Source organism: Bacillus sp. AF23, from assembly GCF_020861455.1.
GTDB classification, from domain to species: domain Bacteria; phylum Bacillota; class Bacilli; order Bacillales; family Bacillaceae; genus Bacillus; species Bacillus halotolerans.
Genome location: NZ_JAJHVY010000021.1, coordinates 169,984 through 194,719, shown reverse-complemented (window position 1 = coordinate 194,719; position 24,736 = coordinate 169,984). Strand labels below are relative to the sequence as shown.

27 protein-coding genes and 2 pseudogenes are annotated in these 24,736 nt (G+C 47.2%); all 29 read left to right on the top strand.

Going from position 1 to position 24,736, the window contains the following annotated elements; translation table 11 throughout:
• The first annotated feature begins 465 nt into the window (after positions 1 to 465).
• On the top strand, positions 466 to 1,473 hold the full coding sequence (locus tag LNN34_RS12785; RefSeq protein WP_229043570.1) for a hypothetical protein: 1,008 nt from the start codon (positions 466 to 468) through the stop codon (positions 1,471 to 1,473).
• 221 nt (positions 1,474 to 1,694) lie between these two features.
• On the top strand, positions 1,695 to 2,132 hold the full coding sequence (locus tag LNN34_RS12780) for a hypothetical protein (RefSeq protein ID WP_229043569.1): 438 nt from the start codon (positions 1,695 to 1,697) through the stop codon (positions 2,130 to 2,132).
• A gap of 357 nt (positions 2,133 to 2,489) precedes the next feature.
• Entirely contained in the window at positions 2,490 to 2,762 is a 273-nt protein-coding gene (locus tag LNN34_RS12775; protein WP_229043568.1) for a DUF1311 domain-containing protein, read from the top strand.
• 262 nt (positions 2,763 to 3,024) lie between these two features.
• Positions 3,025 to 4,167 carry a tetratricopeptide repeat protein gene (locus tag LNN34_RS12770; protein ID WP_229043567.1) on the top strand — a complete coding sequence of 381 codons (1,143 nt, stop codon included), beginning with the start codon at positions 3,025 to 3,027 and terminating at the stop codon, positions 4,165 to 4,167.
• Entirely contained in the window at positions 4,157 to 4,339 is a 183-nt protein-coding gene (locus LNN34_RS12765; protein WP_044163478.1) for a hypothetical protein, read from the top strand. Before LNN34_RS12770 ends, LNN34_RS12765 begins: the two co-directional genes overlap by 11 nt.
• 169 nt (positions 4,340 to 4,508) lie before the next feature.
• Positions 4,509 to 5,228 (top strand): YebC/PmpR family DNA-binding transcriptional regulator, encoded by a 720-nt coding sequence (locus LNN34_RS12760; protein ID WP_010333282.1) that lies wholly within the window; start codon positions 4,509 to 4,511, stop codon positions 5,226 to 5,228.
• 135 nt (positions 5,229 to 5,363) lie between these two features.
• Positions 5,364 to 5,801, top strand: a complete 438-nt coding sequence (locus tag LNN34_RS12755; protein ID WP_229043566.1) for a spore coat protein — start codon at positions 5,364 to 5,366, stop codon at positions 5,799 to 5,801.
• A 117-nt stretch (positions 5,802 to 5,918) separates the two neighbouring features.
• The gene (locus LNN34_RS12750; protein WP_229043565.1) at positions 5,919 to 6,500 is read left to right on the top strand and encodes a TetR/AcrR family transcriptional regulator; all 582 of its coding nucleotides are present in this window, start codon (positions 5,919 to 5,921) and stop codon (positions 6,498 to 6,500) included.
• 79 nt (positions 6,501 to 6,579) lie between these two features.
• A pseudogene (locus LNN34_RS12745) lies at positions 6,580 to 7,013 on the top strand (nuclear transport factor 2 family protein).
• A pseudogene (locus tag LNN34_RS12740) lies at positions 7,010 to 7,858 on the top strand (NAD-dependent epimerase/dehydratase family protein). Before LNN34_RS12745 ends, LNN34_RS12740 begins: the two co-directional pseudogenes overlap by 4 nt.
• A 39-nt stretch (positions 7,859 to 7,897) precedes the next feature.
• Positions 7,898 to 8,200, top strand: a complete 303-nt coding sequence (locus tag LNN34_RS12735; protein ID WP_229043576.1) for a TetR-like C-terminal domain-containing protein — start codon at positions 7,898 to 7,900, stop codon at positions 8,198 to 8,200.
• A complete protein-coding gene (locus LNN34_RS12730) occupies positions 8,184 to 8,402 on the top strand; it encodes a TetR-like C-terminal domain-containing protein (protein ID WP_229043564.1) in 219 nt (72 codons plus the stop codon). The genes LNN34_RS12735 and LNN34_RS12730 overlap by 17 nt, the downstream gene beginning before the upstream one ends.
• Before the next feature lie 72 nt (positions 8,403 to 8,474).
• Positions 8,475 to 8,723 (top strand): spore coat-associated protein CotJA, encoded by a 249-nt coding sequence (gene cotJA / locus LNN34_RS12725; protein WP_024120488.1) that lies wholly within the window; start codon positions 8,475 to 8,477, stop codon positions 8,721 to 8,723.
• A complete protein-coding gene (cotJB, locus tag LNN34_RS12720) occupies positions 8,707 to 8,970 on the top strand; it encodes a spore coat protein CotJB (RefSeq protein WP_044163490.1) in 264 nt (87 codons plus the stop codon). Before cotJA ends, cotJB begins: the two co-directional genes overlap by 17 nt.
• A 14-nt stretch (positions 8,971 to 8,984) precedes the next feature.
• Positions 8,985 to 9,554 carry a spore coat protein CotJC gene (cotJC, locus tag LNN34_RS12715; RefSeq protein WP_024120490.1) on the top strand — a complete coding sequence of 190 codons (570 nt, stop codon included), beginning with the start codon at positions 8,985 to 8,987 and terminating at the stop codon, positions 9,552 to 9,554.
• Between the two features lie 123 nt (positions 9,555 to 9,677).
• A complete protein-coding gene (locus tag LNN34_RS12710; RefSeq protein WP_044163492.1) occupies positions 9,678 to 10,223 on the top strand; it encodes a GNAT family N-acetyltransferase in 546 nt (181 codons plus the stop codon).
• 52 nt (positions 10,224 to 10,275) lie between these two features.
• Positions 10,276 to 10,557 (top strand): YesK-like family protein, encoded by a 282-nt coding sequence (locus LNN34_RS12705; RefSeq protein WP_229043563.1) that lies wholly within the window; start codon positions 10,276 to 10,278, stop codon positions 10,555 to 10,557.
• Between the two features lie 114 nt (positions 10,558 to 10,671).
• On the top strand, positions 10,672 to 11,301 hold the full coding sequence (locus LNN34_RS12700; RefSeq protein ID WP_217828207.1) for a YesL family protein: 630 nt from the start codon (positions 10,672 to 10,674) through the stop codon (positions 11,299 to 11,301).
• Positions 11,298 to 13,031 carry a cache domain-containing sensor histidine kinase gene (locus LNN34_RS12695; RefSeq protein ID WP_229043562.1) on the top strand — a complete coding sequence of 578 codons (1,734 nt, stop codon included), beginning with the start codon at positions 11,298 to 11,300 and terminating at the stop codon, positions 13,029 to 13,031. Before LNN34_RS12700 ends, LNN34_RS12695 begins: the two co-directional genes overlap by 4 nt.
• Positions 13,031 to 14,146 carry a response regulator transcription factor gene (locus LNN34_RS12690; RefSeq protein WP_229043561.1) on the top strand — a complete coding sequence of 372 codons (1,116 nt, stop codon included), beginning with the start codon at positions 13,031 to 13,033 and terminating at the stop codon, positions 14,144 to 14,146. The genes LNN34_RS12695 and LNN34_RS12690 overlap by 1 nt, the downstream gene beginning before the upstream one ends.
• 103 nt (positions 14,147 to 14,249) lie before the next feature.
• Positions 14,250 to 15,533: an ABC transporter substrate-binding protein gene (locus LNN34_RS12685; protein WP_101863660.1), complete on the top strand. Its 1,284-nt coding sequence runs from the start codon at positions 14,250 to 14,252 to the stop codon at positions 15,531 to 15,533.
• On the top strand, positions 15,530 to 16,459 hold the full coding sequence (locus LNN34_RS12680) for a carbohydrate ABC transporter permease (RefSeq protein ID WP_083244573.1): 930 nt from the start codon (positions 15,530 to 15,532) through the stop codon (positions 16,457 to 16,459). The genes LNN34_RS12685 and LNN34_RS12680 overlap by 4 nt, the downstream gene beginning before the upstream one ends.
• A gap of 3 nt (positions 16,460 to 16,462) precedes the next feature.
• Positions 16,463 to 17,353: a carbohydrate ABC transporter permease gene (locus LNN34_RS12675; protein WP_103672150.1), complete on the top strand. Its 891-nt coding sequence runs from the start codon at positions 16,463 to 16,465 to the stop codon at positions 17,351 to 17,353.
• 15 nt (positions 17,354 to 17,368) lie between these two features.
• The gene (yesR, locus tag LNN34_RS12670) at positions 17,369 to 18,403 is read left to right on the top strand and encodes a rhamnogalacturonyl hydrolase YesR (protein ID WP_229043560.1); all 1,035 of its coding nucleotides are present in this window, start codon (positions 17,369 to 17,371) and stop codon (positions 18,401 to 18,403) included.
• 22 nt (positions 18,404 to 18,425) lie between these two features.
• Positions 18,426 to 20,711, top strand: coding sequence for an AraC family transcriptional regulator (locus LNN34_RS12665; RefSeq protein WP_229043559.1), 2,286 nt, complete (start codon positions 18,426 to 18,428; stop codon positions 20,709 to 20,711).
• Positions 20,712 to 20,724: 13 nt separating this feature from the next.
• Positions 20,725 to 21,423 carry a rhamnogalacturonan acetylesterase gene (locus LNN34_RS12660; RefSeq protein WP_099043452.1) on the top strand — a complete coding sequence of 233 codons (699 nt, stop codon included), beginning with the start codon at positions 20,725 to 20,727 and terminating at the stop codon, positions 21,421 to 21,423.
• Positions 21,416 to 22,078 carry a YesU family protein gene (locus tag LNN34_RS12655; RefSeq protein ID WP_229043558.1) on the top strand — a complete coding sequence of 221 codons (663 nt, stop codon included), beginning with the start codon at positions 21,416 to 21,418 and terminating at the stop codon, positions 22,076 to 22,078. The genes LNN34_RS12660 and LNN34_RS12655 overlap by 8 nt, the downstream gene beginning before the upstream one ends.
• Positions 22,075 to 22,701, top strand: a complete 627-nt coding sequence (locus LNN34_RS12650) for a YesL family protein (RefSeq protein ID WP_229043557.1) — start codon at positions 22,075 to 22,077, stop codon at positions 22,699 to 22,701. Before LNN34_RS12655 ends, LNN34_RS12650 begins: the two co-directional genes overlap by 4 nt.
• Positions 22,702 to 22,825: 124 nt before the next feature.
• A complete protein-coding gene (locus tag LNN34_RS12645; RefSeq protein WP_229043556.1) occupies positions 22,826 to 24,688 on the top strand; it encodes a rhamnogalacturonan lyase in 1,863 nt (620 codons plus the stop codon).
• The last annotated feature ends 48 nt before the right edge of the window (positions 24,689 to 24,736 follow it).

Here is a 24,736-nt window from a genome sequence, read left to right as displayed (position 1 = left end):
GCTTTTCTAAATCAATACAAATTAAACATACTGATAAGAGTCTATATTGAGCAACTCACACATCATCCGAGGAAGCAGATTTAGGAATAGGAAAGACGATCATATTTCAATCAAACCGACGAAGATTTATATTGCGTTTACGTCAAATAAGCAAACTTCGTGGATATTTCTCTTTTAAAAGCGGACTTAAGGTGTGGGTGAATATGAAAAAGGGAGAATTGGATGATCCCGAAGAGAGAATGCGAGATGTCTCTGAGACCGGCACTGGGGAAATGGCGACTATGAGATTTTCATAAAGGACGACGAACACATTGAATATATCATGGGATTGATCAAGCAATCCTATGAGAAAAATAAGTGAGAACTTCCATTGAGAAGTTCTTTTTTTATTGGGTTACAAGGGAAATGTGCAGAGCATGTTGAAAACGATATAGAGTTTTGAACCATATACTGGGAGCTGTTTATATGAAAAAGCGTTTTATACTATTGAGCTTGTTCGCAAGTGTTTTAATGTTGGCTGCATATATTTACTCTCAAAATAAGAACATATATCCGGTCACAACTTCCTCTATCCAGCCCGAAGAAGACCGCATCTTTTTTATCTATTCCAACCCTCTCATAAAAGAAAGCACGCTGCTCTCAACCTCAACAGGCGAAAGATTTAATAGGCGCACGTTTAAGGTGGCGGATGTGCCGTACATCCAAACGAAGTCTTACGCATCAACAGACATTGTATTACTAGCGGAACATGAGTCCTTTTATTACACGCTGGAGAAGGATGTGATTAAAGAGCATCCGCTGTCAAATCCATTTTCGTTTTGGTATGAGGGGAAGGATGTTTCTGTTAAGGCCTATAACGTTGATACGACGGGGAATGACGTGCATATAAACGACAAAAAAACGAAAAAGGAATATCAGCTCACCTTGCCTTCGCTTGTCACGATGGGGTCGAGTGACGGGAATTATATTTATGTCATTCAAGGTATGGCTATTTACGTGATCGACAGAAACACAGAGGAAATCATAGAGACCCTGAGCTTAGCCTCATACGCTGATAAATTCGCAGACTCGGAGGAATTTATTGTCGCGAGCTCGCAGCATGAACTGACTGTGATTGAAAAAGGGACATGGAAGACGAAGTATATTTCTTATCCTGATGATCTTGAATATGCTGATACCGTGTACTATGACAAAGAAAGCGGCAGTTTTTATGTGACGTACGAAGACAAAGAGGGGGGAGCGAACCTGCTTGAGTATGGGAAGGACTTTTCTTTTCGCACATACGGCTTAAAATTCCCTTATATGGATGCAAAGTTTAAGGGGAATCAACTGTATGTTGTTGCCCAGGAAGAGCATAAAAAGGGCATTGGCGGGTACGTGGGTGTGTTTGATATCCATTCTAAGAAGATGCTTTATCAGTTTGATTTGCCTGAGGAACAAGTGAAGGTTCAGGATTTTGTTGTGGTTGATTAGACTCCAAGGCTATAACTTAGAGTCAAGTTCTTATGTTTCGAGGTGAGTAAATTAACCAAATGCCACTTCAGTGAATAATAGAATTTATTATAAACTTCAGCTTAGTTTTGATTACTAGAAAATATTTTATAAAATATATTTTAATTCTTGGTTTCGTGGTTTATAATGTATAACAGTCCTGTATTTTACAATTTTGATTAGTTTGATGGAGGTATTTGATAATGAAAAGAGTAAATCACTTGATGACACTAGTTCTTGCGGGTGTGATGGCATTTGGACTAGTATTCATTGGATCGGGTCATTCAGCCAAGGCTGTTAGTAAAACTACGAGCTTTACATTCCATGCAGCTGTAGACACAAAATCCTTTATTCACACATCAGAAAACTATAAGAATGTTTATGCTACAGTTGAAATGGGAAGAACAGGAACTTGGGAAAGTGCTGCTTATTGCAAATTATATCTGCAGCGTTATACAAACGGTTCTTGGAAAACAATCGATACAGCTTCTGGAAATGCATCATATGGTAGAAAATTAAATGTTACATTCACAAACATCGCAAAAAAATCTGCATCGACTAGAGTGAAACTAAAACTTTATAATAATTGGAATCACTCAGACTATATGCAAACAGTATATTCCAGTAAATGGACTAGATAAAAATAAAGCTCTCCTTTTAAGAAGGAGAGCTTTTTAAATTACATTAATACGATCACCTAGTTTACCATTTTGGCGTTTGAATTCTATTTTAAAGTTTATTTAAAAGAAACATATTGTTCTAATAGTCTAGTTATCGATTTTAGATAAATAAAGATATAAAAAACCTATAAATTAATTTAGCGATCATTGGGGAACAGAAGGAAGAGCAGAGACGATTACATATAAATTGGGTGCGCTGTTTTTATCTATTTTACGACTATATATCAGCGTGTTCTGACAGCTGAGCTTCTGATAGGGGTCAGGAAGAGCAAACCGTGAATAAAGTGAGTTATACGAAGCCGACAGAGCAAGAGCAGAATGCGAAAACCGAATCATCTGATACAGCTGGTACACAGAGCCCTTAGCAGGCATCGGAAAGCACAAAATCAGATTATCTTGCCAAACTGTCAGCAGATAGAAAAACACTATGATTATCAAATGATTGAGGATTACGGCTATAACTATCAAATTTGGGACGGATCGATGAATGAGATATTCGGCGGTTTGCAAAAGCAGCTTTCTGCTTCAGTCATGGTGGTCCTAAAAAGTGGACAGCGCCAATGGATGAAGGATAGAAATGCTACAGTTTAGAAAAGATATGATGAGGGCGGCGGTTCTGGTTCTTTATCCCGAGTCGTCCAAACGGAATAGCTTGCAAAACAGACGAAAGAGCTCTGTTATGATCAGTGAAAACGTATATGAAAAAAGAATGACACGGGACCCTTGCATGGGGTCTTTTTTTGCTGAAGAAAACAAATTGACAGGATGAAAAAACAATTTCTTCCTGTTGTCTTGTTTTCAAAATTTGGGATTGATAGAATATGACATATCTTACAGAGAGGGAGGGAAGCGAGTGAAGCAAGCGATACCATCTTCGCGTGTTGGTGTTAAGATTAATGAATGGTACAAGATGATTCGCCAGTTCAGTGTTCCGGATGCTGAGATTCTGAAAGCGGAGGTGGAGCAGGACATTCAGCAGATGGAAGAGGATCAGGATTTGCTGATCTATTATTCTCTGATGTGTTTTCGGCACCAGCTGATGCTGGATTATTTGGAGCCGGGACAAACCTACGGGAATCGCCCTACAGTGACAGAGCTTTTAGAAACGATTGAAGCCCCTCAGAAAAAACTCACAGGTCTTTTGAAATACTACTCTTTGTTTTTCCGCGGCATGTATGAATTTGATCAGAAAGAATATGTTGAAGCGATTGGATATTACCGTGAGGCGGAGAAGGAGCTTCCGTTTGTAACAGATGAAATCGAGAAAGCGGAATTTCATTTTAAGGTAGCAGAAGCATACTACAATATGAAACAAACTCATGTGTCGATGCATCATATCCTTCAAGCCTTAAACATTTATCAAGATCATCCGTTATATTGCATGAGAAGAATACAAAGCTTGTTTATCGTAGCGGGAAATTATGATGACTTCAGATGTTATGATAAAGCGCTCCCGCATTTAAGAAAGGCGCTGGAGCTGGCAATGGACATTCAAAACGACAGGTTCATTGGCATCTCTTTATTGAACATCGCCAACAGTTATGGCAGGTCAGGAAGATATGATTTGGCAATTGAGCACTTCCAAAAAGCGGCGAAAGTAAGCAGAGAAACGGTCCCTGACTTACTTCCGAAAGTACTGTTTGGGTTAAGCTGGACATTATGTAAAGCTGGACAAAAACAACAGGCGTTTCAGTTTATAGATGAAGGCTTAGAACATATCAAAAAATATCCAAATATGCTTCACCATAAATACTATAAAGAATTGTATACGTTCTTACAGGCGGTGTACAAAGATGTTATGGATGAAGACAGGATTCATGATGTATTGAGCGGCTTTAAAGAAAAGAATCTGCACGCCTATGTGGAAGCATGTGCCCAAAGTGCGGCATCTGTATTTGAAAGCCGCTGTCATTTTGAAGATGCTGCTGTGCTTTACCGAAAAGTGCTGCAAGCACAAGAAGATATTCAAAAAGGGGAGTGTCTATATGAATATTAAGAAAAAAGTGATGGTATGTCTTGGTGTTACTCTTATATTTGGCGGAAGCCTGTCTTTTCCGTTCTTGACAAACTCCGGCGGTGTTAAGGAATCAACGGATCGAAACACGACGTATATCGATCATTCTCCTCACAATGACATGACTGATCAGGATAAGAAAGCCCTTAGCTAGGGCTTTTTTTCTTGCTTTATTGGAAGTTTGTGTCGTCTCGTACTTTTAAACTACCGTATTCCTTCTATTTCTAACGCAAGACACTCGAAACAACCAAAGCATTTGAGGTATAATGGTTAAAGTGAATAACAGTATTTAGATTGATATATATGAAAGAGAGTGGAACATCATGGGCCGTAAGTGGAACAATATTAAAGAGAAGAAGGCGTCTAAGGACGCAAATACGAGTCGGGTTTACGCAAAGTTTGGCCGTGAGATTTATGTGGCGGCTAAGCAGGGCGAGCCTGATCCGGAATCCAATCAGGCGCTGAAAGTTGTGCTTGAACGCGCGAAGACTTACAGCGTGCCGAAAAATATCATTGAACGTGCGATCGAGAAGGCGAAGGGCGGAGCGGAAGAAAATTATGATGAGCTTCGTTATGAGGGCTTCGGGCCGAACGGATCAATGATTATCGTTGATGCGCTGACGAATAATGTGAACCGTACGGCGCCGGAAGTGCGTGCGGCGTTCGGGAAAAATGGCGGAAACATGGGTGTGAGCGGATCTGTTGCTTACATGTTTGACGCGACGGCTGTTATCGGTGTGGAAGGTAAAACGGCTGATGAAGCGCTTGAAATTCTCATGGAAGCGGATGTGGATGTCCGCGATATTTTAGAAGAGGATGACAGCGTGATCGTCTATGCGGAGCCGGATCAATTCCATGCGGTGCAGGAGGCATTTAAAAACGCGGGCGTCGAGGAATTTACGGTAGCGGAGCTGACCATGCTTGCGCAAAGTGAAGTGACACTTCCTGAGGACGCGAAGGAACAGTTCGAAAAGCTGATTGACGCGTTAGAGGACTTGGAAGACGTTCAGCAGGTGTATCATAACGTAGATCTTGGTGAATAAAAAAGGAGCAGACTGTCATGGTCTGCTTTTTTTATTGTCCGGGAAATTGTTTTAGAGATTATAGGCGGGTGTCTATACGATCTGCAAGCTCTTCTCATACGCTGGACTGTAACCTATGTGAAGGAGAGATTGGATATGACTGATACAAGACACTTCTGCTGCGGACCCGGTTTTGGCGCTTACCCAGGTTATGGTGCAGGCGGTCCGGGATTCGGCATGTACGGAGGCGCGGGCTATCCGGGCCAAGGCATGTATACAGGGATGGGCCATCCAGGTTATGGAGGCGCAGGCTACCCGGGTTATGGCATGTCTGGAGGATTCGGCGGCTACCCAAGCGGAGGCTATCCGAGCTCAATGAGTTATCCGAGCTACGGAATGCACTATGATAATGATGGACATCACGGACATCATCAGGATGGAAATTACGGACATCATCAGGATGGAAATTATGGGCATCATGATGACGGAAATTACGGGCATCATGAGGACGGAAATTATGGGCATCATCATGATGGTAACTACGGGCACCATCACCACCAAATGGGGCACTGGGGAAAAGACGGCCATAAATAAAAAGCGTGGAGAACGGACACTCTTGCTGATCAAGGGTGTTTTTTTCTTTTTCTTTTTCTTTTTCTTGACTGTTCAGTCTGGAAAAGGTAATATCTTCTTGCAGGAGGTGATATTCGTTTGGGTAGGAATAAAGAATTCGATACCGCGCTTGTTTTGCGCAGAGCGATAGAGGTTTTTGGAGAGTATGGCTACGAAGGCACGTCACTGCAAGAGCTGCTTTCTCATTTAGGCATTGCGCGCCAGAGTTTGTACGATACGTATGGAACGAAGCGGGATTTGTTTCTGTCAGCTGTGAAAACGTATCTTGAGGGAAAAAACGCGGCTGTTGTGGAAAGGCTTGAGGCACCGGGCTCTGTCAAGGAAGCCATTCGTGATATTTTTCAGGAGGGTGTGAATGTCCTGAAAGATCCTGAACGTTCAAAGGCGTGTTTTATCATCAACAGCGCTATTGAACAAATCCCGCATGATCCGGACCTTGCCTGGTACTTTGAAGGACAGACGAAACAGCTTGAGACGGCCTTTTATCAGGCGCTGAGAAGAGCACAGGCTGAAGGAGAATTGAAGGAGCATCTTGATATATCGGCCCTTGCCCGTTATTTAAACCAGAGCCGGCTGTCTCTGACGTTTATCGCTAAGGTTTCTGCTGATTTTGACCAGCTTCAGGATTATGTTGAAGTGAGTTTATCTGTACTTGATTGACTTTTTTTGATAAAGGGTGCTTTGCCCTTTGATGCAGTTTTCGGACTGAATGGTCTAAAATAAAACGAGGTGATGATCCATGATGATGACGGAATACGAAAAAGCATGTGACACACTGAATCAATTTATGCAATATATGCTTGAAAAGGATATGGAGCGCTGGGCAGACTGTGGGATGAACATGCTGTGTTGGAGTTTCCCTATGCGCCAGAGGGATTTCCGGAAAGAATTGAAGGGAAGGCGGCCATTTACGATTATATTAAGGATTTTCCTGATATTTTTGCTTTTACTGCTCCGACAGTGTATCGCTCGGCTGATACAAACACGATCATTGCGGAGTTTCAATGTGAAGGCTATGCGATCGCGACTGGGCTGCCTTACCGGCAAACCTATATCAGTGTGATTGAAACGAAGGACGGCAGCATTTTGCATTATAAGGATTATTGGAATCCGCTTGTCGTCAATGAGACGTTTGGAGAAACATTTGTACAAACAGAGGAGGATGAAAAATGATGAATCACGATCAGATTCTGATTACGGGAGGAACCGGCACAACAGGGAGCCGGATTGCTAAACGGTTAATTGAGCAGGGTTACAGCGTTCGCATCGCGAGCAGGAAAAAGGGCGAGATTAGCAATGCGGAGTATGTATATTTTGATTGGAAGGATGAGTCCAGCTTTACGCCTGCATTGGAGCGGGTGAAACGGATTTACCTCGTTGCGCCGGTTGGTGTGTTTGATCCGTTTCCTTATGTGCTTCCCTTTTTAAAGGAAGCAAAGCGGCTCGGTGCTGAACGTGTGGTGATGCTCAGCGCGTCCGCTGTTCCTGAGGATGGTCCTGTGTTTGGGGCATTGTATCGTGCAGTACGCGGGTTTCCGGAATGGGCGGTGTTGCGGCCGTCATACTTCATGTAAAACTTCATCAATGTCCAGCATCGCATGTCCATTCAAACTGAAGGGCAGATCATCACGGCGGCGGGTGAAGGGAAACTTGGTTTTATTGATGCTGATGATATTGCAGAAACAGGAGTGCGTGCTTTGATTGACAGTGTGCCTCATAATACTCATCATATTCTGACGGGACCTGAGGCGCTGAGCTACGCTGAAGCGGCGGAGATTATCGGAGCCGCGGCGGGACGACCGGTGACGCATGTCAGCATGTCTTCTTCCGAACTGCAAAACAGGCTGGAAACAGCAGGTTTGCCTGCGGATTACGCCCGCTTTATGGCGGAATTAGATGAAGCGATCCGCCATGGTGCCGAACATCGGGTGACGGATACAGTGAAGCGTGTCACGGGAAAAGAGCCCCGCTCGCTGGATGAGTTTGCGGCTGATCACGCTTCGTACTGGACGCGCTGACCTCATTTTGGACTGAACAGTCTAGAAAGACCTTCGGCTTTGCCGAAGGTTTCTTTTTATCTATTGAGTTTAAAAAGGCTTGCCGCGTTTTCGGTGCCGATTTTGAATCTGACGGAGGTTCTCGATGATTTAATCCGGCAGGTTAAACCAGAGACGCCGGTGGAACAGGTCAGTATGGATGAGGATCATCCGCCTGTTTTATTTGTGAAGCTCTTTGAGTACATCCATGAACACGCCGAGTACTTTCAAGTGATGCTGAGTGACAGAGGGCTTCCTCAATTCAGAAGTCTGATGGCGGAATTCGTTCTGAAACGAATTTACGGAATTGCTTTCATCCATTGAAGAATCTGAGAAACAGCTTCAGATTCCGAAAGAGATACTGGTCAGCTATATCACCTCCGCCCATATCGGGGTGATTTGTTCCTGGCTGGAAAGCGGCATGAAGTACAGTCCTTTATTTATGGCGAGTCAATTAACGCGTTTAACGCTTTTGGTACCGCTCCGGATTGCAGGTATAGAAAAACAGATCAAGCTTCCTTATTAAGATTTTTGTCATCATAACGCCTCCTGCCTCATACCTATTAAGGTCATTGTTTTTGAGAAAGGAGGAGCCAGAATGAAGGATATGCAGCCGTTTACACCTGTTAAATCATACACGCCCTTTCACAGCCGTTTTGATCCCTGTCCGCCCATAGGGAAGAAATATTACAGAACGCCGCCTAACCTCTATATGACCTTTCAGCCTGAGCATATGGAGCAGTTTTCGCCGATGGAGGCTTTAAGGAAAGGCACCCTTTGGAAGGATCTCTATGATTTTTATGAAAATCCTTATCGAGGGGGAGACACACATGACAAAAAAGGTTGATGCGGAATATTACCGCCAGCTTGAGCAGATTCAAGCAGCGGATTTTGTGCTTGTTGAGCTGAGTCTGTATTTAGATACACATCCTGATGATGAAGACGCACTGAAGCAATTTAATCAATATTCCGGTTATTCGAGGCACTTAAAAAGACAGTTCGAATCATCTTACGGACCGCTTCTGCAGTTCGGAAACAGCCCCGCGGGCGAGGATTGGGATTGGGGAAAAGGGCCTTGGCCGTGGCAAGTATAAGGAGGAATGACTGAATGTGGGTGTATGAAAAGAAGCTGCAATATCCTGTCAAGGTCAGCACGTGCAATCCGACGCTGGCGAAGTATTTGATTGAGCAATATGGCGGAGCGGACGGCGAGCTGGCCGCGGCTCTCCGGTATTTGAACCAGCGTTATACCATTCCTGATAAGGTCATCGGCCTTTTAACAGATATCGGCACGGAGGAGTTTGCCCATCTGGAAATGATTGCGACGATGGTGTATAAGCTGACGAAAGATGCGACGCCGGAGCAGCTGCGTGAAGCCGGGCTTGGCGATCATTACGCGAATCATGACGGCGCGCTATTTTATCACAATGCGGCGGGAGTGCCTTTTACGGCAAGCTATATTCAGGCGAAGGGCGATCCGATTGCGGATTTGTATGAAGATATCGCGGCAGAAGAAAAAGCGCGTGCGACGTATCAGTGGCTGATTGATATTTCGGATGATCCTGATTTGAACGATTCTCTGCGGTTTTTGCGTGAACGTGAAATTGTGCATTCTATGCGCTTCAGGGAAGCGGTTGAGATTTTAAAAGAAGAACGGGATAAGAAGAAACTCTTTTAACAGGCAGCGGAGGCTCCCTTCATGCGTCCTTTTACATACAGACAAAATATTCTGTTTTTTTGTCGTTTGCTTGCATTATAATGAAGGTATGCATGTAAGTTTAGTTTTGATCGGGGGGCCTTTATGACATCTTTTAGGATTACGAAAGAAACTGTCGCAAATGATTTTCACGCCGGCCTGGCAGATCGTGAGGATGCAGAGCAAATAACGGGACTGCTCGTCCGTACGGCTGAATGGCTGCGGGACCGGGGCTCTGACCAATGGAGCGGGCTGCTGGAGGGGCATGACTCACATGATATTGTTGGCTCAATTGAAAGCGGACATGTGTTTGTGTTCCAGAAAGATCAAGAGCTGGCCGGTGTAGTGATGCTTCTGCCTGAGCCGAGCGAGTGGGACAGAACGCTTTGGGGAGACGAAGGGCACGAAGAGTCCATTTATTTGCATCGACTGGCGGTCAGCCGCCGGTTTGCGGGGAATGGGCTTGGGGCCGAGATTCTCACATGGACGGAGACAGGTGTTGAGTATCCGGGGAAACAGCGGATCCGTCTTGATTGTGTTGCTGATAACGACGCCTTGCATTCCTTCTACCGGAGAATGGGATATGAATTTAAGGGATCAGATGCCTCGGGGTTTCATTTGTTTGAGAAAGAACTGAACAAGTCAGAATAAGCGTCCTTTTTAGGGGGCTTTTTTGCCTTTTTGAAAAGGGAGGACAGGGCGGATGATTTTTTTTTATGTGATGGCCATTGCGACGGCTTGTATTTCCGCTTGTGTCTCCATTTTTCTGCGGTTGAGGATGCCGCCAAATAAATGGCCGGAATGGATACTGGGTGGGCTGCTTGTTCTCGGTGTGATCACAATTTGGTGCAGCATCTTTTTTGTCGGCGGCTGGGATGGCATGGCGCTGGGCATGCTTGGGATTCATGTGATAGTCGGAGCGTTTGCCGGGTACTTGATCGAGACGGTGTTCCGGCTGTTGAAAAGGCAAATCAGGAGAAGGTAAGACATGTGCCGTCTCAAATGATGTCGAATTTTTTACGGGGCGGCAGGAATTTTCTTTCGAGTGGAGAAATACATATTACTTTGCAATGAAAGCGTTTTCTGTAGTGGGAAGGTGATGTCGATGATACATAGCCTGACAAATGGGCTGAATCGTTTTTGTACATGGGTGATGAGACTGGCTTATGTAAATGTGCTGTGGATCTTGTTTTCTCTTGCCGGGCTCGTCGTGTTTGGGTTGATGCCTGCTACGGCCGCGATGTTTTCAGTGGCGAGAGAGTGGGCGAAGGGGAACACGGATGTCCCGGTGTTTTCTGTGTTTATCCGGACGTTTAAGAAGGAGTGGGGTGCAGCTCAGCTGTTGGGGCTCATTCTTGTGACGGCCGGCTTGTTTTTGTTTGCGGATATACGGATTGCCGCTCAGATGAATCAGCCTGTGCTGGTGAATGTGTTTATGAGCATCGGATTGATTTTCTTGTTTGTGCTGTTATATGTGTTTCCGGTCTTTTCTCATTTTGATGTAAAGCTCAGACAGGTGCTGAGCATCAGCTTTTTGATTGCCTTCAGCCGGCCATTGGTGACGCTGATGATGGCAGCGGGTGCGGTCGGAATGTTGTTTCTTGTGCTGTTTCATATGACGTTTTTGCTGTTTTTCAGCGGCAGCGCGCTGAGCTTGTTGTTAACGAAGCTGTCCTTTACAGCATTTAGGTCAATAGATCAGCGTCAGGAGAAAGAAAAGGCGGCATGAAAGGAAGAGTCGCGGGCTGGTACAGGCGGATGAAGATTAAGGATAAGCTGTTTGTGTTTCTGTCATCGATCATGGCCGTGTCCTTTCTGTTTGTATACAGCGGGGTGCAGTACGCTTTTCATGTCTATGATGAGCAGATTTACCGCAAATCCTCGGAGGTGCTGCGGATGTCTTCTGAACGGATTGAAGACGAGCTGAAGAAAATTGAAGATGTATCGTATGAAATCATTACCGATGAACAAATTCAGCGCATTCTCAGCATGCAAAACCGTGATGATACGTATGACCAGTATCAAATGAAGCAGGAGCTGTGGGATCAGCTTGCGCAATATGCCGGCGATGAAAAGTACATTGATTCGATTCATTTGATTGATGCCCGCGGCTCAGAGTATTCCGCCGGAAGCAGTTCATCGGACCTTATGAAGCAGCAGCAGGAAGAGGTATTTGAACGGGCGAAAGTGCAAAAAGGCAGGAATCTTTGGATGACTTTTGGCAATTCAGATCCTGTCCTGATTTCAGCGCGGCAAATCAGATCGTTTCATCAGCTGAGTTTAAATGGCTTGGGCATGGTGCTGATTCAAGTGAATGTGAAACAGATGATTCGTGATTTGCCGAAGGATTGGGGCGATTCGGTCGGAGACATAATGATCGCAGACAAGGACGGCAATCTGGTGTATTCGGCACATGCATCGGTGCTTACGCCTGAGATGACAAAGCAGACGCTGCGGCATCCTGGTTATGACTTGGTAAAAAAGAATGGCAAACGTTATTTTATTTCTTTCCTTCAATCATCCTATCAAAACTGGAGCTACTACAATGTCATCCCCTTTGATCAAATGTTCGCGAAAATTTCCTTTATGAAAACGGTGATCGGTACGTGTTTTCTTTTGTTTTTCAGTGTGGTTTTGCTTTTCGGGCGGAAGATTGCCAACAGCATCACAGAGCCGATCGAGCAGCTTGTGTCCGCAATGAAATCGGTGCAGCACGGCGGGATTGAGGCGGGCGTGTCGCTGTCACTGCCGGAACACACACAGGATGAGGCCGGAACGCTGAACCGCCATTTTACCGTGATGATGAAGCGGATCAATGAGCTGATGGAAGAAAATGTGGAAAAGCAGCTTATTATTAAAGAAACAGAGTTGAAGGCGCTGCAAGCCCAGATTAACCCGCATTTTTTGTATAACACGCTTGAGTCCATCAATTGGCTGGCGAAAGCGAATCAGCAGAAGCAAATTTCTCAAATGGTGGAATCGCTCGGTTTTCTCCTGCAAAACAGCATTCATATCAAAGAAGATACAGTGACCCTTCAGGAGGAGGCCGATATTGTGCTTCACTATATGACGATTCAGCGGTTCCGGTTTGAGGAGCGCTTGAACTTCACACTGGACATCGCCGATGAGGTGAAGCATTGCCGAATTCCGAAGCTGACACTCCAGCCGCTGGCGGAGAATGCGATTCAATACGCGCTTGAGCCTTTTACTCGGCCATGCGCTATCCGCCTTCAAGCGAAAAAAACAGAGGAGTGCGTCTGTATTACTGTCGAAGATAATGGGCCCGGCATGGACGAACGTATTCTTGAAAAAACGGGCGGAAGAGGGATCGGGCTCTGGAATATTCATGAACGCATCCGACTGATGTTCGGGGAGCCGTATGGCTTACGCATTCAAAGTGAAAAAGGGAAGGGAACGGCGATTTTGCTGACAATACCGTGCCGAAATGAGGTGGTGTGATGTACAAAATACTGCTTGCTGATGATGAGAGGATCATTCTTGACGGAATGGCAGGGATCATTGAGTGGGAGACGCTTGGCGCTTCTTTAGTCGGCAAAGCGCAGAACGGAATTGAAGCGTATGAGAAGATCGTAAACAAGCAGCCGCATATCGTCATCACTGATGTAAAAATGCCCGGTATGGACGGGCTTCAGCTGATCAAAAAGATATCAGCCGTTTGCCCGTCCGTGCAATTTATCGTCCTGTCTGGTTTTGGGGAGTTTGAGTACGCGAAGGAAGCGATGAAATACGGGGTAAGGCATTATTTGCTGAAGCCCTGTAATGAGCAGCAGATTATCCGTTCATTAGAGGAAATCATCGCCGAGCTGAAGCGGCATGATGTGCGGAAGAAGAAAGCCGCCCACCTGAAACATGAGCTGAATCATATCCGTTCCTTTGCGGCTGATCAATACCTGGAAGGCTTGATCGCCGGTGTCACCCATCTGTCTCCGCCGCCTTCGCTTGCAGGAAAGAAGATTCGCCTTATCATCGCGGAGAACACTCAGCCTGAAGATTCTGCCGCCAGAGAGGCGTTTGGTTACGCGCTGACAGCTTTTTGCTGCAGCGGAGGACGTGCGGTGTTTGCCGTGGAGGAGGGCACGCCCGATCTGGAGAAAAAGGCGGCGGACGGCTTTGCAGGCTGCCGGGTGATCATCAGCCGGACGGGGGAGCTGCAGGACGCAGGACAGCTGTTCCGTGAAGCAACTGAAACGGCCGGTGGCCAAAAGCGGAGTGAATTGATTTCTAAAATCACCAGGCTTGTCGCCGACGAGCTTGGCAATCCGAATCTCTCTCTGAAATGGGCAGCAAAAGATATGCTGTTTATGAACCCTGATTATGTGGGGAAAATCTTTAAGCAGGAGACAGGCGAAAAGTTTTCCCAATATGTTACGCGGGTGCGTCTTGAGCATGCGATGAAGCAGATGAAGCTGAGGCGGGATGTGAGTGTATCAGAAATCGCGGAAGAAATCGGATTCGGTGATAATCCGAAGTATTTCAGTCTCGTCTTTAAAAAATATACCGGTCTGACACCGTCAGAATTCAGAAGAAAACAGGGAGGCGCTTCCGCAGGATAGCCATCTCTGTTTTTTTAACTTTCGCCACTGTTTTTTGAGTGTTTCGCCCCGTCACAACCCTTTAAAATAAAATGTAAGCACTTACATTAAAGGAGGGATTGATGTGAAGAAGGTTTACTACGTGCTGCTGTCACTTGTGTGCGTCTTGTTTTTCAGCGGATGTTCTGCGGGTGAAGAAGCATCAGGGAAAAAAGAAGACATTACGCTCAGAATCGCATGGTGGGGCGGACAGCCGCGGCATGACTATACAACAAAGGTCATTGAATTATATGAGAAAAAGAATCCGCACGTCCATATTGAAGCTGAATTTGCGAACTGGGATGACTATTGGAAGAAGCTTGCGCCAATGTCTGCCGCGGGACAGCTGCCTGATGTCATTCAAATGGATACGGCATATTTGGCGCAATACGGAAAGAAAAATCAGCTTGAGGATTTAACGCCATATATGAAGGACGGAACAATTGATGTCAGTTCAATCGATGAGAATATGCTGTCCGGCGGAAAGATTGACGGAAAGCTTTACGGATTTACACTTGGGGTCAACGTGCTTTCTGTGATTGCCAATGATGATCTGCTGAAGAAAGCCGGTGTTTCAATTCATCAGGAAAACTGGACGTGGAAGGATTATGAGAAGCTGGCGTATGAGCTGCAGGAAAAAGCCGGCGTATACGGATCTAACGGAATGCACCCGCCTGATATTTTCTTCCCGTATTATTTGCGCACGAAGGGTGAGCGTTTTTATAAAGAGGACGGCACGGGCCTTGCGTATCAGGATGACAAGCTGTTTGTTGACTATTTTGAGAGGCAGCTGAGACTGGTCAAAGCAAAAACGTCGCCAACACCGGACGAAAGCGCCCAAATTAAAGGGATGGAAGATGACTTTATTGTCAAAGGCAAATCAGCCATTACATGGAACTACTCGAATCAATATTTAGGCTTTGCCCGGTTGACAGACTCGCCGCTTTCTCTCTATCTGCCGCCGCAGCAAATGAAGGAAAAAGCGCTGACGCTGAAGCCGAGTATGCTGTTTTCTATTCCGAAAAGCTCAGAGCATAAAAAAGAGGCCGCGAAGTTTATTGATTTCTTCGTGAATAATGAAGAAGCGAACCAGCTGATTAAAGGCGAGCGGGGCGTTCCGGTATCCGACAAGGTGGCAGATGCGATTAAACCGGAGCTGAATGAGGAAGAGGCCAACATTGTGGAATATGTGGAAGCCGCGTCGAAAAATATCAGCAAAGCCGATCCGCCGGAGCCGGTGGGAAGCGCGGAGGTTATTAAGCTGCTGAAGGATACATCTGATCAGATTCTGTATCAGAAGGTATCGCCGGAAAAAGCCGCCAAAACGTTCCGGAAGCAGGCCAATGACATTTTAGAGAGGAATAATTGACGGGAAATGGGGCTGACAGAATGAAAATAAGCCGGAGTATGAGAAAAGACAATCTGGCGGGATATGCTTTTATTTCTCCGTTTATTATCGGCTTCTTCTGTTTTACGGTGATTCCGATGGGCGCGTCCCTGTTTCTGTCCTTTACAAGCTACGACCTGTTTACGGCGCCGAAATGGATCGGGCTCGATAACTATAAGGAAATGTTTACGGGTGACGAAAAGTATTGGCAGTCGCTGAAGGTCACTTTCACGTATGTGCTTGCCGGGGTTCCGCTCCGCCTCGGCTTCGCGCTTTTTATTGCCGTCATTTTAAACAATGCGGCAAAGGGGACGGCTATCTACAGGACGCTGTTTTATCTGCCTTCTATCATCGGCGGAAGTGTGGCTGTTGCCATTATGTGGCGCAATATTTTCGGCAATGACGGGGTCATCAATGCGCTGCTGTTTTTTGTCGGGATCGATCAAAAAATTCTCTGGTACCAAGACCCGGCAAGCGCGTTATGGACGCTGATTCTGCTGTCCGTCTGGCAGTTTGGGTCATCCATGCTGATTTTTCTGGCCGGGCTGAAAAACATTCCGGCATCGTACTTGGAGGCGGCCAGCGTGGACGGCGCAAACCGCGTGCAGCGCTTCTTTAGGATCACGCTTCCGATGCTGACGCCGATTATTTTCTTTAACCTGGTCATGCAGACGATTTCTGCTTTTATGACCTTTACCCCAGCCTATATCATCTCAAAAGGCGAGGGCGGTCCGCTTGACGGGACGCTATTGTATTCACTCTATTTGTTCCAGCGGGCGTTTAACTATTTTCAAATGGGCTACGCCTCGGCGATGGCGTGGATCATGCTGATCATTGTCGGGCTGATTACGCTGATTTTATTTAAAACATCATCATATTGGGTTCACTACGAATCAAAGGAGGAATAACGGATGGAGCCGGTCAACCAGCCTGTCAGGCAAGCCCCGGTGTTTGAAGGGAAAAAAGCCGGGCGCATCAGGCCAAAACGCATTCTGTTCCATGTTTTTACGGCGTCACTGGCGGTGTTATTGCTGTATCCCGTCATTTGGCTGTTTGTCAGTTCTTTTAAAGAAAGCTCCAGTATTTTCACAACCTCTCATTCTCTCATTCCAGATCCTTTTATTCTCAGCAACTATGCTGAAGGGTGGAAGGGCATTGCGGGTCAGCCGTTTTTGACCTTTATTAAAAACTCGGCGATCATTGTCGGGCTGTCTACAATCGGCGCTGTTCTGTCATCGGCTGTCATTGCCTACGGCTTCGCGCGCATCCCGTTTAAAGGAAAAGCATTTTGGTTCGCCTGTATGATGGGGACGTTAATGCTGCCGCATGAAGTGCTGATGATTCCGCAGTACATTATGTTTGCGAAATTAGACTGGCTGAATTCTTTTAAACCGATTGTCGTTCCGCAATTTTTCGGGCATGCGTTTTTTATCTTTCTGATGATCCAGTTTATCCGGACGATCCCTGAGGAGCTGGATGAAGCAGCGAGAATCGACGGGTGCGGGCGCTTTGCCTGTTTTTGGCGGATCATTCTGCCGCTCATTGCACCGGCGCTTGCGACGTCTGCGATTTTTTCTTTCTATTGGAAGTGGGAGGAGCTGATTCAGCCGCTCTTATATTTGAATAAGCCGGAGCTTTATCCTGTTTCACTTGCGCTGAAGCTTTTCCTCGATACGGAATCCGCTTCGAACTGGGGCGCGATGTTTGCCATGTCTGCCGTTTCGTTATTGCCTGTGATTCTCGTATTCTTTCTGTTTCAAAAATATATCGTTCAGGGCATCAGTACGACCGGATTAAAATAAAAAGGAGTGTTGCAGATGGCACAGCTTATCTTTGATGAAGAAAAGGTCACATCCGTTATGGACAGAATTGTGAAACGGACATTTCAAATGGATTTTGCGTGGGATTGGCCGGGCGGCGTCGCGTTTTACGGCGTGGCAGAGGCGTATGAAGCGACGGAAAACGAGGAGTATATCAAACTGTTAAAAACGTGGGTGGATGAACAGCTTGAGGATGGGCTGCCGCCGCTGTCGATCAACGGTGTATCGATCGGGCATACGCTTTTGTTTCTGCATCAGGTGACGGGAGATCATGTCTATTTGGAAACGGCTGGCGAGATGGCGGAATATGTGCTTCATCATGCGCCTCGCTTTGGGGAAGGTATTCTTCAGCATACGGTGAACTCGGCGGATTATGTGTTTCCTGAGCAGGCATGGGCGGATACGCTGATGATGGCGGGGCTGTTTATGCTGAGAATCGGCCGTGTGATGGAGCGGGAGGATTACTTCGAGGACGGTCTGCGCCAGTTTCATGGACATGAGGACGTGCTGCAGGACCCCGTAACCAATTTGTATTACCATGCCTGGGACAACAAAGCGCAAAATCACTTGTCGGGGATTTATTGGGGGCGGGCGAATGGCTGGGCTGCGCTCACGATGGCAAAAGCGCTCCCGCTCATTGAGGTGACGCATCCTTCTTTTATGATTATTGATGGATCGCTCAGAGACCAGCTGAGCGCGCTTGTCCGGCTGCAGGACGATTCAGGGCTGTGGCATACCATTTTGGATGATCCGGATTCGTATTTGGAGGTTTCCGCATCGGCGGGCATTGCCTCTGCTTTGCTGTCGACCGGGAAGCTCTATACAAAATACGTGCAGAAATCACTTGCCGCCATTTTGGATGCGGTGGAAGAGGACGGACGTGTCAGCAAAGTATCCGCGGGCACAGCCGTCATGAAAAATGCGGAAGGATACAAACAAGTGCCTTACAAACGAATACAAGGCTGGGGACAGGGGCTTGCACTCACATTTCTCGCTGATGTGCTGAGAACGAAAAAACGCGTGTATCAGTAAAGACGGCGGCGGGGGGAAAGGGATGAAAAAACAGCCTCAACAGAAAGAGCGGGTTTCACACTGGAAGGGAACGTATTTCAAAAGAAACTTTGTTTTCATTTTGCTGATTGCCTGTATTCCCGGACTGCTGACAGGCGGGGCCATCTACTTTTTGTCTATCGATAAGGTGGAGAAAGAGCTGCAAAAGTCGCATGAAACACAGGTGGCGCGTGAAGTCAGCCGGTTGGATGAGAAGCTGGAAGACCTTGAGCTGACGCTTGCCCAAATGGCATACGATTCCTCGCTGATGAACGGATTGGCCGAAAAGGATTTGGAGAAAGACTTTACATTCTCCTATCAATTAACGAAAAAGCTGTTTCTATTGCGGGACCAGCAGCCGCTGATTCAGCAGGCTTCTATCTTTCTGAACAGCCCCCGGCCTCTTGTGCTGAGCCCTGAATACAGCGCGCTGACAGAACAGGATATGCTTCGCAAATACCGCTCGCTTCTCACCTCAGATCGGAGTATTTATTGGAGCCGGCCGGGAAAAGACGCCGCACTGATTCAGCTCATTCCGGGTGCGGCCGAGAAACCGTTTGGCGCGATCATGCTGACGGTAGACCCGAAAGAAATGGAGGCGCTCCTGCAAAGTTTGTCTCCTTACCCTGAAGGCAGCGCGCTACTTCTTGATCAAAAGCGGGAGGTGCTTTTCCATGGGGGAGAAAAGGATTTTGAAAATGCTTTACTGAATGAGGTGAATAAACAGCCTCACCACAAAGGTCATTTTCAGATGGATTGGGACGGCACGGTGTATTCCGTCTCCTATGGAGAAATGAAGCGAATGCATCAGAAGTGGACCTTTGTTTCTGCGGCGCCTCTTTCAGCTATTACAGCGCCGATGGTGTTTTTATCAAAGGTGATTATTGTGATGCTTGTCATTTGTATCGGCTTGGCTGTGTGCATGACGTGGTACGCTTCAAAGAAAATCTATCGCCCGATTCAGCATCTGCTCCGACTGTTTACGGGAGGAGAGAAAAAAACATGGCAGGCGTCAGGCCAGGACGAATTTAAGTGGATAGAAAAGAGATGGAATGACCTTTCCCTTGAGAGCCGAAAGCTTCAAGAGCAGCTGCTCCGGCAGACGCCCCATATGAAAAAGAGTATTTTGCAGCACCTTCTCCAGGGTGATTTTTACTATGACACAGAGGACAGCCTCAGATCGCGGATGGAGGATGCGGGCTGGGCCATCGGGGAACACGTATTTCACGTGCTTGATCTTCAGGTGACAGGGCTTCGTGGTGATCAAAGCATGTTCTATGCCGATGATGAACAGCTTGCTGTGTTTACACTGACCAATTTACATGAGGAGCTTGCGGCAAACCGCCGTTTTCAACCTTCAATTCTTGATATTGGCCGCCTTTCCGTCACCGTGCTTGTGATGAAAACGAGCGGATCGGATCTGAAGGGGTATGTTTCAGAGCTGGCCCGCATATTTGGTGCTGTCACGGGACTAAGCCTGACCGGAACAATGAGCAGGCAATCGGCCCGTATTATGGATATCCCATCTCTGTTTAAGGATGTGAAAAGCGGCAAGTCCCGCAGGTGTTTTGCCAATCGCCATCAGATCATAGATTTGCAGGATGATGTTTTTCAGGCTGAGCCATCCGCACCCTGCTATCCTTTTGAACTTGAAAAGCAAATCGTTCAGGCCATTCGGCTGGAAAGAAAAGCGGAAGCAGAAGAGCTGATTCGCTTATGTATGGATGAACTGGCCGAAAAGGCGGTCAGCGACAGACAAGTGCATTCTGCGCTGATTCAGCTGTTTTCCCGCATCCAGGAGGATATTCTGCATTCCGGCCTTCATCCGAGCGAGCTGTTTGGCAACAGGGATATGCTTCGGGAAATATCTGAGCTGCATGAGCCTGTCCAAGCGGCTGCCTGGCTGATGGATGCGGTTGTCACCCCGTATCTCGCCAAACTTGAAGGCAGAAAAAACAGACAGCAAAAACAGGTGGCAGAACGTGTGATTGCGATGATTCATGAGCAGTATATGGCGGATCTTTCTCTTGAAAGCTGCGCGGATGCGCTGGGCATGAATTCTTATACCTTGAGCAAGGCCTTTAAACAAGTGACGGGCGTTAATTTTATTGATTATGTGACCCGCATCAGAATTGAAAAAGCAAAAGAACTGCTGGTAAATACGAATAAAAAAATTCATGATGTGTCAGAAGAAGTCGGCTATCGCCACAATTATTTCAACCGGATTTTTAAAAAGCAGGTCGGCATGCCGCCGGGAGTTTTTAGGCAAATGTATCAGGAAACGCCGTGAAAGGAGAGGACATGTGATGGAAAAACCGATTCAGGTGTTTTTAGCAGGGGATTCCACCGTAAGCGACTGCCCGCCGCATGAAGCGCCGATGGCAGGCTGGGGGCAGGTTTTCGGTCAATTGTTCACTGAACAGGTGAAGGTGCGCAATCACGCCAAAGGGGGAGCAAGCACCAACTCTTTTGTGGAGGAAGGAAGGCTTCGGGCGATTGCTGAGTGCATAGCACAAGGCGATTATTTGTTTATTCAATTCGGCCACAATGACCAGAAACCGCGGGGGACGAAGCCGTACTCGACGTATCAGCAATTTCTCACTTTGTTTGCGGACACAGCACGAGAAAAAGGAGCGCAGCCTGTGTTCGTTACATCAGTGCAGCGCCGCCGCTTTGATGAAAACGGAAGGATTGAGCACACGCTCGGTGAGTATCCGGATGCGATGAAAGCGTTAGCGAAGGAGCTTGATGTGCCGGTCATTGATTTGCTAACGAAAACGAAGGCGCTTTATGAAGCATACGGACCGGAGGAGTCAAAGCGTTTGTTCGTGTGGCTTCAGCCGAATGAACATCCGAATTATCCAGATGGCATTGAGGATAATACGCATTTTTCAGAAGAAGGGGCCATGGAGGTTGCGAAGCTCGTTGCTGAAGGCATCGAAGAAATCGGCTTTCCGCTGAAGGACCATCTCGTAAGCCGGGAGGGGAAAGAACATGTATAAAGAAGGCGCGTGCCTGTACCGCAATCCGCTCCGTTCAGCAAGCGATGTGAAGGACTGGCGGATGGAGGGAGGCGGGCAGGTTTCATTCGAAGATTACCGTATGCACCTGTCACATGTACAGGACGAAGCGCACTTTGTTTATTGGTGCCCGGAAACATTTCCCGACGGCATCATTGTGAAGTGGGATTTTTACCCGATTGAACAGCCGGGGCTGTGTATGCTGTTTTTCGCAGCTGCCGGCATCGGAGGCGAGGACTTATTTGACCCGCGACTCAAGAAAAGAACAGGAAAGTACCCCGAATACCATTCCGGAGACATCAATGCGCTCCATCTGTCGTATTTCCGCAGAAAATACCCGGAGGAAAGAGCGTTCCGCACCTGCAATGTAAGAAAAAGCCGCGGTTTCCACCTCGCTGCAATGGGAGCTGATCAGCTGCCTTCTCCGGACGACGCTGATTCCCCGTATCATATGAAGCTTATTAAGGATAAAGGGTATGTGCATTTTTCGATCAATGATCTGCCCATTCTGGAGTGGCAGGATGACGGAAGCACATTCGGACCTGTGTTAACGAAAGGAAAAATCGGGCTGAGGCAAATGTCGCCGATGAAAGCCGCTTATCGTGATTTGTCTGTGCACCAAGCGGTGAGAAAATGAAGACGACTGTGACGGATGCGCTTTATGCAGGCTGTGAAGCGGTCGTGAAAATCGCGTGGCTGAACGGGCTGTGGCTGTTGTTTACACTTATGGGCGGCGTTCTTTTCGGATGGGCGCCGAGCACAGCCGCGATGTGTGCCGTCATACGGAAATGGCTGATGGGGCAAAAAGATGTCCCAGTATTTGCGTTATTTCTGGATACCTACAAAAAAGAGTTTCTGAAGGTCAATGCGATTGGACTTGCGTTTTTTGCTCTTTTGCTTATTTTGTCGGCTAATTATTATTATTTTTCGGCAAGTGCGGATTGGCTGTCCTTTACCGTGACGAGCTGCACCCTCTTGGCGGGGCTTTTGTATACTGTCGCGCTCATGTATGTGTTTCCTCTTTATGTGCATTACGAGCTTCCGCTTCGCCAATATATTCCGCAAGCGCTGCTGTTAGGCGCCATGCGGCCGCTGACCACCGGCTGTATGCTGATCGGCTGCGGATTTGTGCTTTATTTGCTGTATACGCTTCCGGGCCTGATCCCATTTTACGGCCCAAGTTTATTTGGGCTCGTGTCGATGTTTTTTGCTTTCAGAGGGTTTCAAAAAACAGAGGCGCAGCACCGTCATCAGGCCTGATAAACAAAAAAATGACAAACGGGCAAAAAAGTGCAGCTAATCAAAAACGTTTATGCAAAAATGTGACATTGAAGACAGCTCCTCAAGCGCATAAAATCCAATTTAAGTAAGCGCTTACATATAAATGATAAGGAGCTGTCTGATGATTAGACGAAGAAAAAGCATGTTTACCACTCTCACATTGTTGGTGTTGTTGATGATGGGGGCTTCTGTGTTTCCTGTCAAAGCAGAAGGAGCGGCGCGGCAGATGGAAGCGCTGAACCGGGGCCTTGTGGCAGTCAAAACGGATGGCGGCATTTTTGTCAGCTGGCGGTTTCTTGGGACAGAAAACGCATCTGTGACGTTTAATGTGTACAGAGACGGACAAAAGCTGAATGCTTCGCCTGTCAAATCCACGAATTATATCGATAAAAACGGAACAGCTGGCTCATCGTATTCCATTCGGGCTGTTGTAAACGGAACCGAGCAGGCCGCTTCTGAAAAAGCCTCTGTATGGGCACAGCCGTATCATTCCGTTCCGCTTGATAAACCGGCTGGCGGCAAGACACCAAAGGGTGAAGCCTATACCTACAGTGCCAATGATGCCAGTACGGGCGATGTGGATGGCGATGGGCAGTATGAGCTGATCCTAAAATGGGATCCGTCCAATTCAAAGGACAATTCACAGGACAGCTATACGGGTGAAGTGTTTATTGATGCGTATAAGCTGGACGGAACAAAATTATGGCGAATCGGTCTCGGCAAAAACATCAGAGCGGGCGCACACTACACTCAGTTTATGGTGTATGACCTGGATGGTGACGGAAAAGCGGAAGTGGCGATGAAGACCGCTGACGGAACAAAAGACGGCACGGGAAAAGTGATCGGAAATGCGAATGCCGATTACAGAAATGAGCAGGGGCGTGTGCTTTCTGGTCCTGAGTACCTGACTGTCTTTCAAGGTGAAACGGGAAAAGAGCTTGTCACTTCAAACTTTGAACCGGCACGGGGCAATGTATCAGATTGGGGTGACAGCTACGGCAACCGGGTCGATCGTTTTCTTGCGGGCATTGCGTATCTCGACGGACAGCGTCCGAGCCTGATTATGACTAGAGGCTATTACGCAAAAACCATGCTTGTTGCGTATAACTTCAGAGACGGAAAACTGTCAAAGCTTTGGACGCTGGATTCCTCTAAGTCGGGTAATCAAGCTTTCGCCGGACAGGGAAATCACAACTTAAGCATTGCAGATGTGGACGGAGACGGCAAGGATGAAATCATCTTCGGCTCAATGGCTGTTGACCATGACGGCAAAGGCATGTACTCGACAGGCTTAGGCCACGGAGACGCGCTGCATGCCGGAGATCTTGATCCGAGCCGGCCGGGGCTTGAAGTATTTCAGGTTCATGAGGACAAAAACGCGCAATACGGCTTATCCTTCCGTGACGCCGCAACGGGAAAAATCATTTGGGGTGTCCACGCCGGCAAGGATGTAGGCCGGGGCATGGCTGCTGATATTGATCCGCGCTATCCGGGACAAGAGGTTTGGGCGAACGGTTCTCTTTACACATCGAAAGGCGCCAAAATCGGCAGCAGTGTGCCGTCGTCAACCAATTTCGGCATCTGGTGGGACGATGACCTGCTGCGGGAACAGCTGGACAGCAACAGGATTGATAAATGGGATTATCAAAACGGCGTCTCTAAAAACCTGCTGACGGCATCAGGTGCTGTCTCCAATAACTCTACAAAAGCAACACCGGCTCTTCAGGCTGATCTGCTCGGTGACTGGCGGGAGGAAGCTGTGTGGAGAACCGAGGACAGCAGTGCGCTCCGCATCTACACCACCACAATCCCGACCGAGCACAGGCTGTATACGCTGATGCATGATCCTGTGTACCGGCTCGGCATTGCCTGGCAAAATGTCGCGTATAACCAGCCGCCGCATACAAGCTTTTTTTTAGGAGACGGCATGGCGGCACAGTCTAAACCGAATATGTATACGCCTTAACAGAAGGGGGGAAGGAACGGGCCGTACGCTTGGCCCGTTCCCATATAA

Excerpts from the sequence above, each read along its gene's own strand:
- LNN34_RS12785 (WP_229043570.1), top strand. The coding sequence starts at position 466 with ATGAAAAAGCGTTTTATACTATTGAGCTTGTTCGCAAGTGTTTTAATG.
- LNN34_RS12780 (WP_229043569.1), top strand. The coding sequence starts at position 1,695 with ATGAAAAGAGTAAATCACTTGATGACACTAGTTCTTGCGGGTGTGATG.
- LNN34_RS12775 (WP_229043568.1), top strand. The coding sequence starts at position 2,490 with ATGCGAAAACCGAATCATCTGATACAGCTGGTACACAGAGCCCTTAGC.
- LNN34_RS12765 (WP_044163478.1), top strand. The coding sequence starts at position 4,157 with ATGAATATTAAGAAAAAAGTGATGGTATGTCTTGGTGTTACTCTTATA.
- LNN34_RS12760 (WP_010333282.1), top strand. The coding sequence starts at position 4,509 with ATGGGCCGTAAGTGGAACAATATTAAAGAGAAGAAGGCGTCTAAGGAC.
- LNN34_RS12755 (WP_229043566.1), top strand. The coding sequence starts at position 5,364 with ATGACTGATACAAGACACTTCTGCTGCGGACCCGGTTTTGGCGCTTAC.
- cotJA (WP_024120488.1), top strand. The coding sequence starts at position 8,475 with ATGAAGGATATGCAGCCGTTTACACCTGTTAAATCATACACGCCCTTT.
- cotJB (WP_044163490.1), top strand. The coding sequence starts at position 8,707 with ATGACAAAAAAGGTTGATGCGGAATATTACCGCCAGCTTGAGCAGATT.
- cotJC (WP_024120490.1), top strand. The coding sequence starts at position 8,985 with ATGTGGGTGTATGAAAAGAAGCTGCAATATCCTGTCAAGGTCAGCACG.
- LNN34_RS12710 (WP_044163492.1), top strand. The coding sequence starts at position 9,678 with ATGACATCTTTTAGGATTACGAAAGAAACTGTCGCAAATGATTTTCAC.
- LNN34_RS12705 (WP_229043563.1), top strand. The coding sequence starts at position 10,276 with ATGATTTTTTTTTATGTGATGGCCATTGCGACGGCTTGTATTTCCGCT.
- LNN34_RS12700 (WP_217828207.1), top strand. The coding sequence starts at position 10,672 with ATGTCGATGATACATAGCCTGACAAATGGGCTGAATCGTTTTTGTACA.
- LNN34_RS12695 (WP_229043562.1), top strand. The coding sequence starts at position 11,298 with ATGAAAGGAAGAGTCGCGGGCTGGTACAGGCGGATGAAGATTAAGGAT.
- LNN34_RS12690 (WP_229043561.1), top strand. The coding sequence starts at position 13,031 with ATGTACAAAATACTGCTTGCTGATGATGAGAGGATCATTCTTGACGGA.
- LNN34_RS12675 (WP_103672150.1), top strand. The coding sequence starts at position 16,463 with ATGGAGCCGGTCAACCAGCCTGTCAGGCAAGCCCCGGTGTTTGAAGGG.
- yesR (WP_229043560.1), top strand. The coding sequence starts at position 17,369 with ATGGCACAGCTTATCTTTGATGAAGAAAAGGTCACATCCGTTATGGAC.
- LNN34_RS12665 (WP_229043559.1), top strand. The coding sequence starts at position 18,426 with ATGAAAAAACAGCCTCAACAGAAAGAGCGGGTTTCACACTGGAAGGGA.
- LNN34_RS12655 (WP_229043558.1), top strand. The coding sequence starts at position 21,416 with ATGTATAAAGAAGGCGCGTGCCTGTACCGCAATCCGCTCCGTTCAGCA.
- LNN34_RS12650 (WP_229043557.1), top strand. The coding sequence starts at position 22,075 with ATGAAGACGACTGTGACGGATGCGCTTTATGCAGGCTGTGAAGCGGTC.
- LNN34_RS12645 (WP_229043556.1), top strand. The coding sequence starts at position 22,826 with ATGATAAGGAGCTGTCTGATGATTAGACGAAGAAAAAGCATGTTTACC.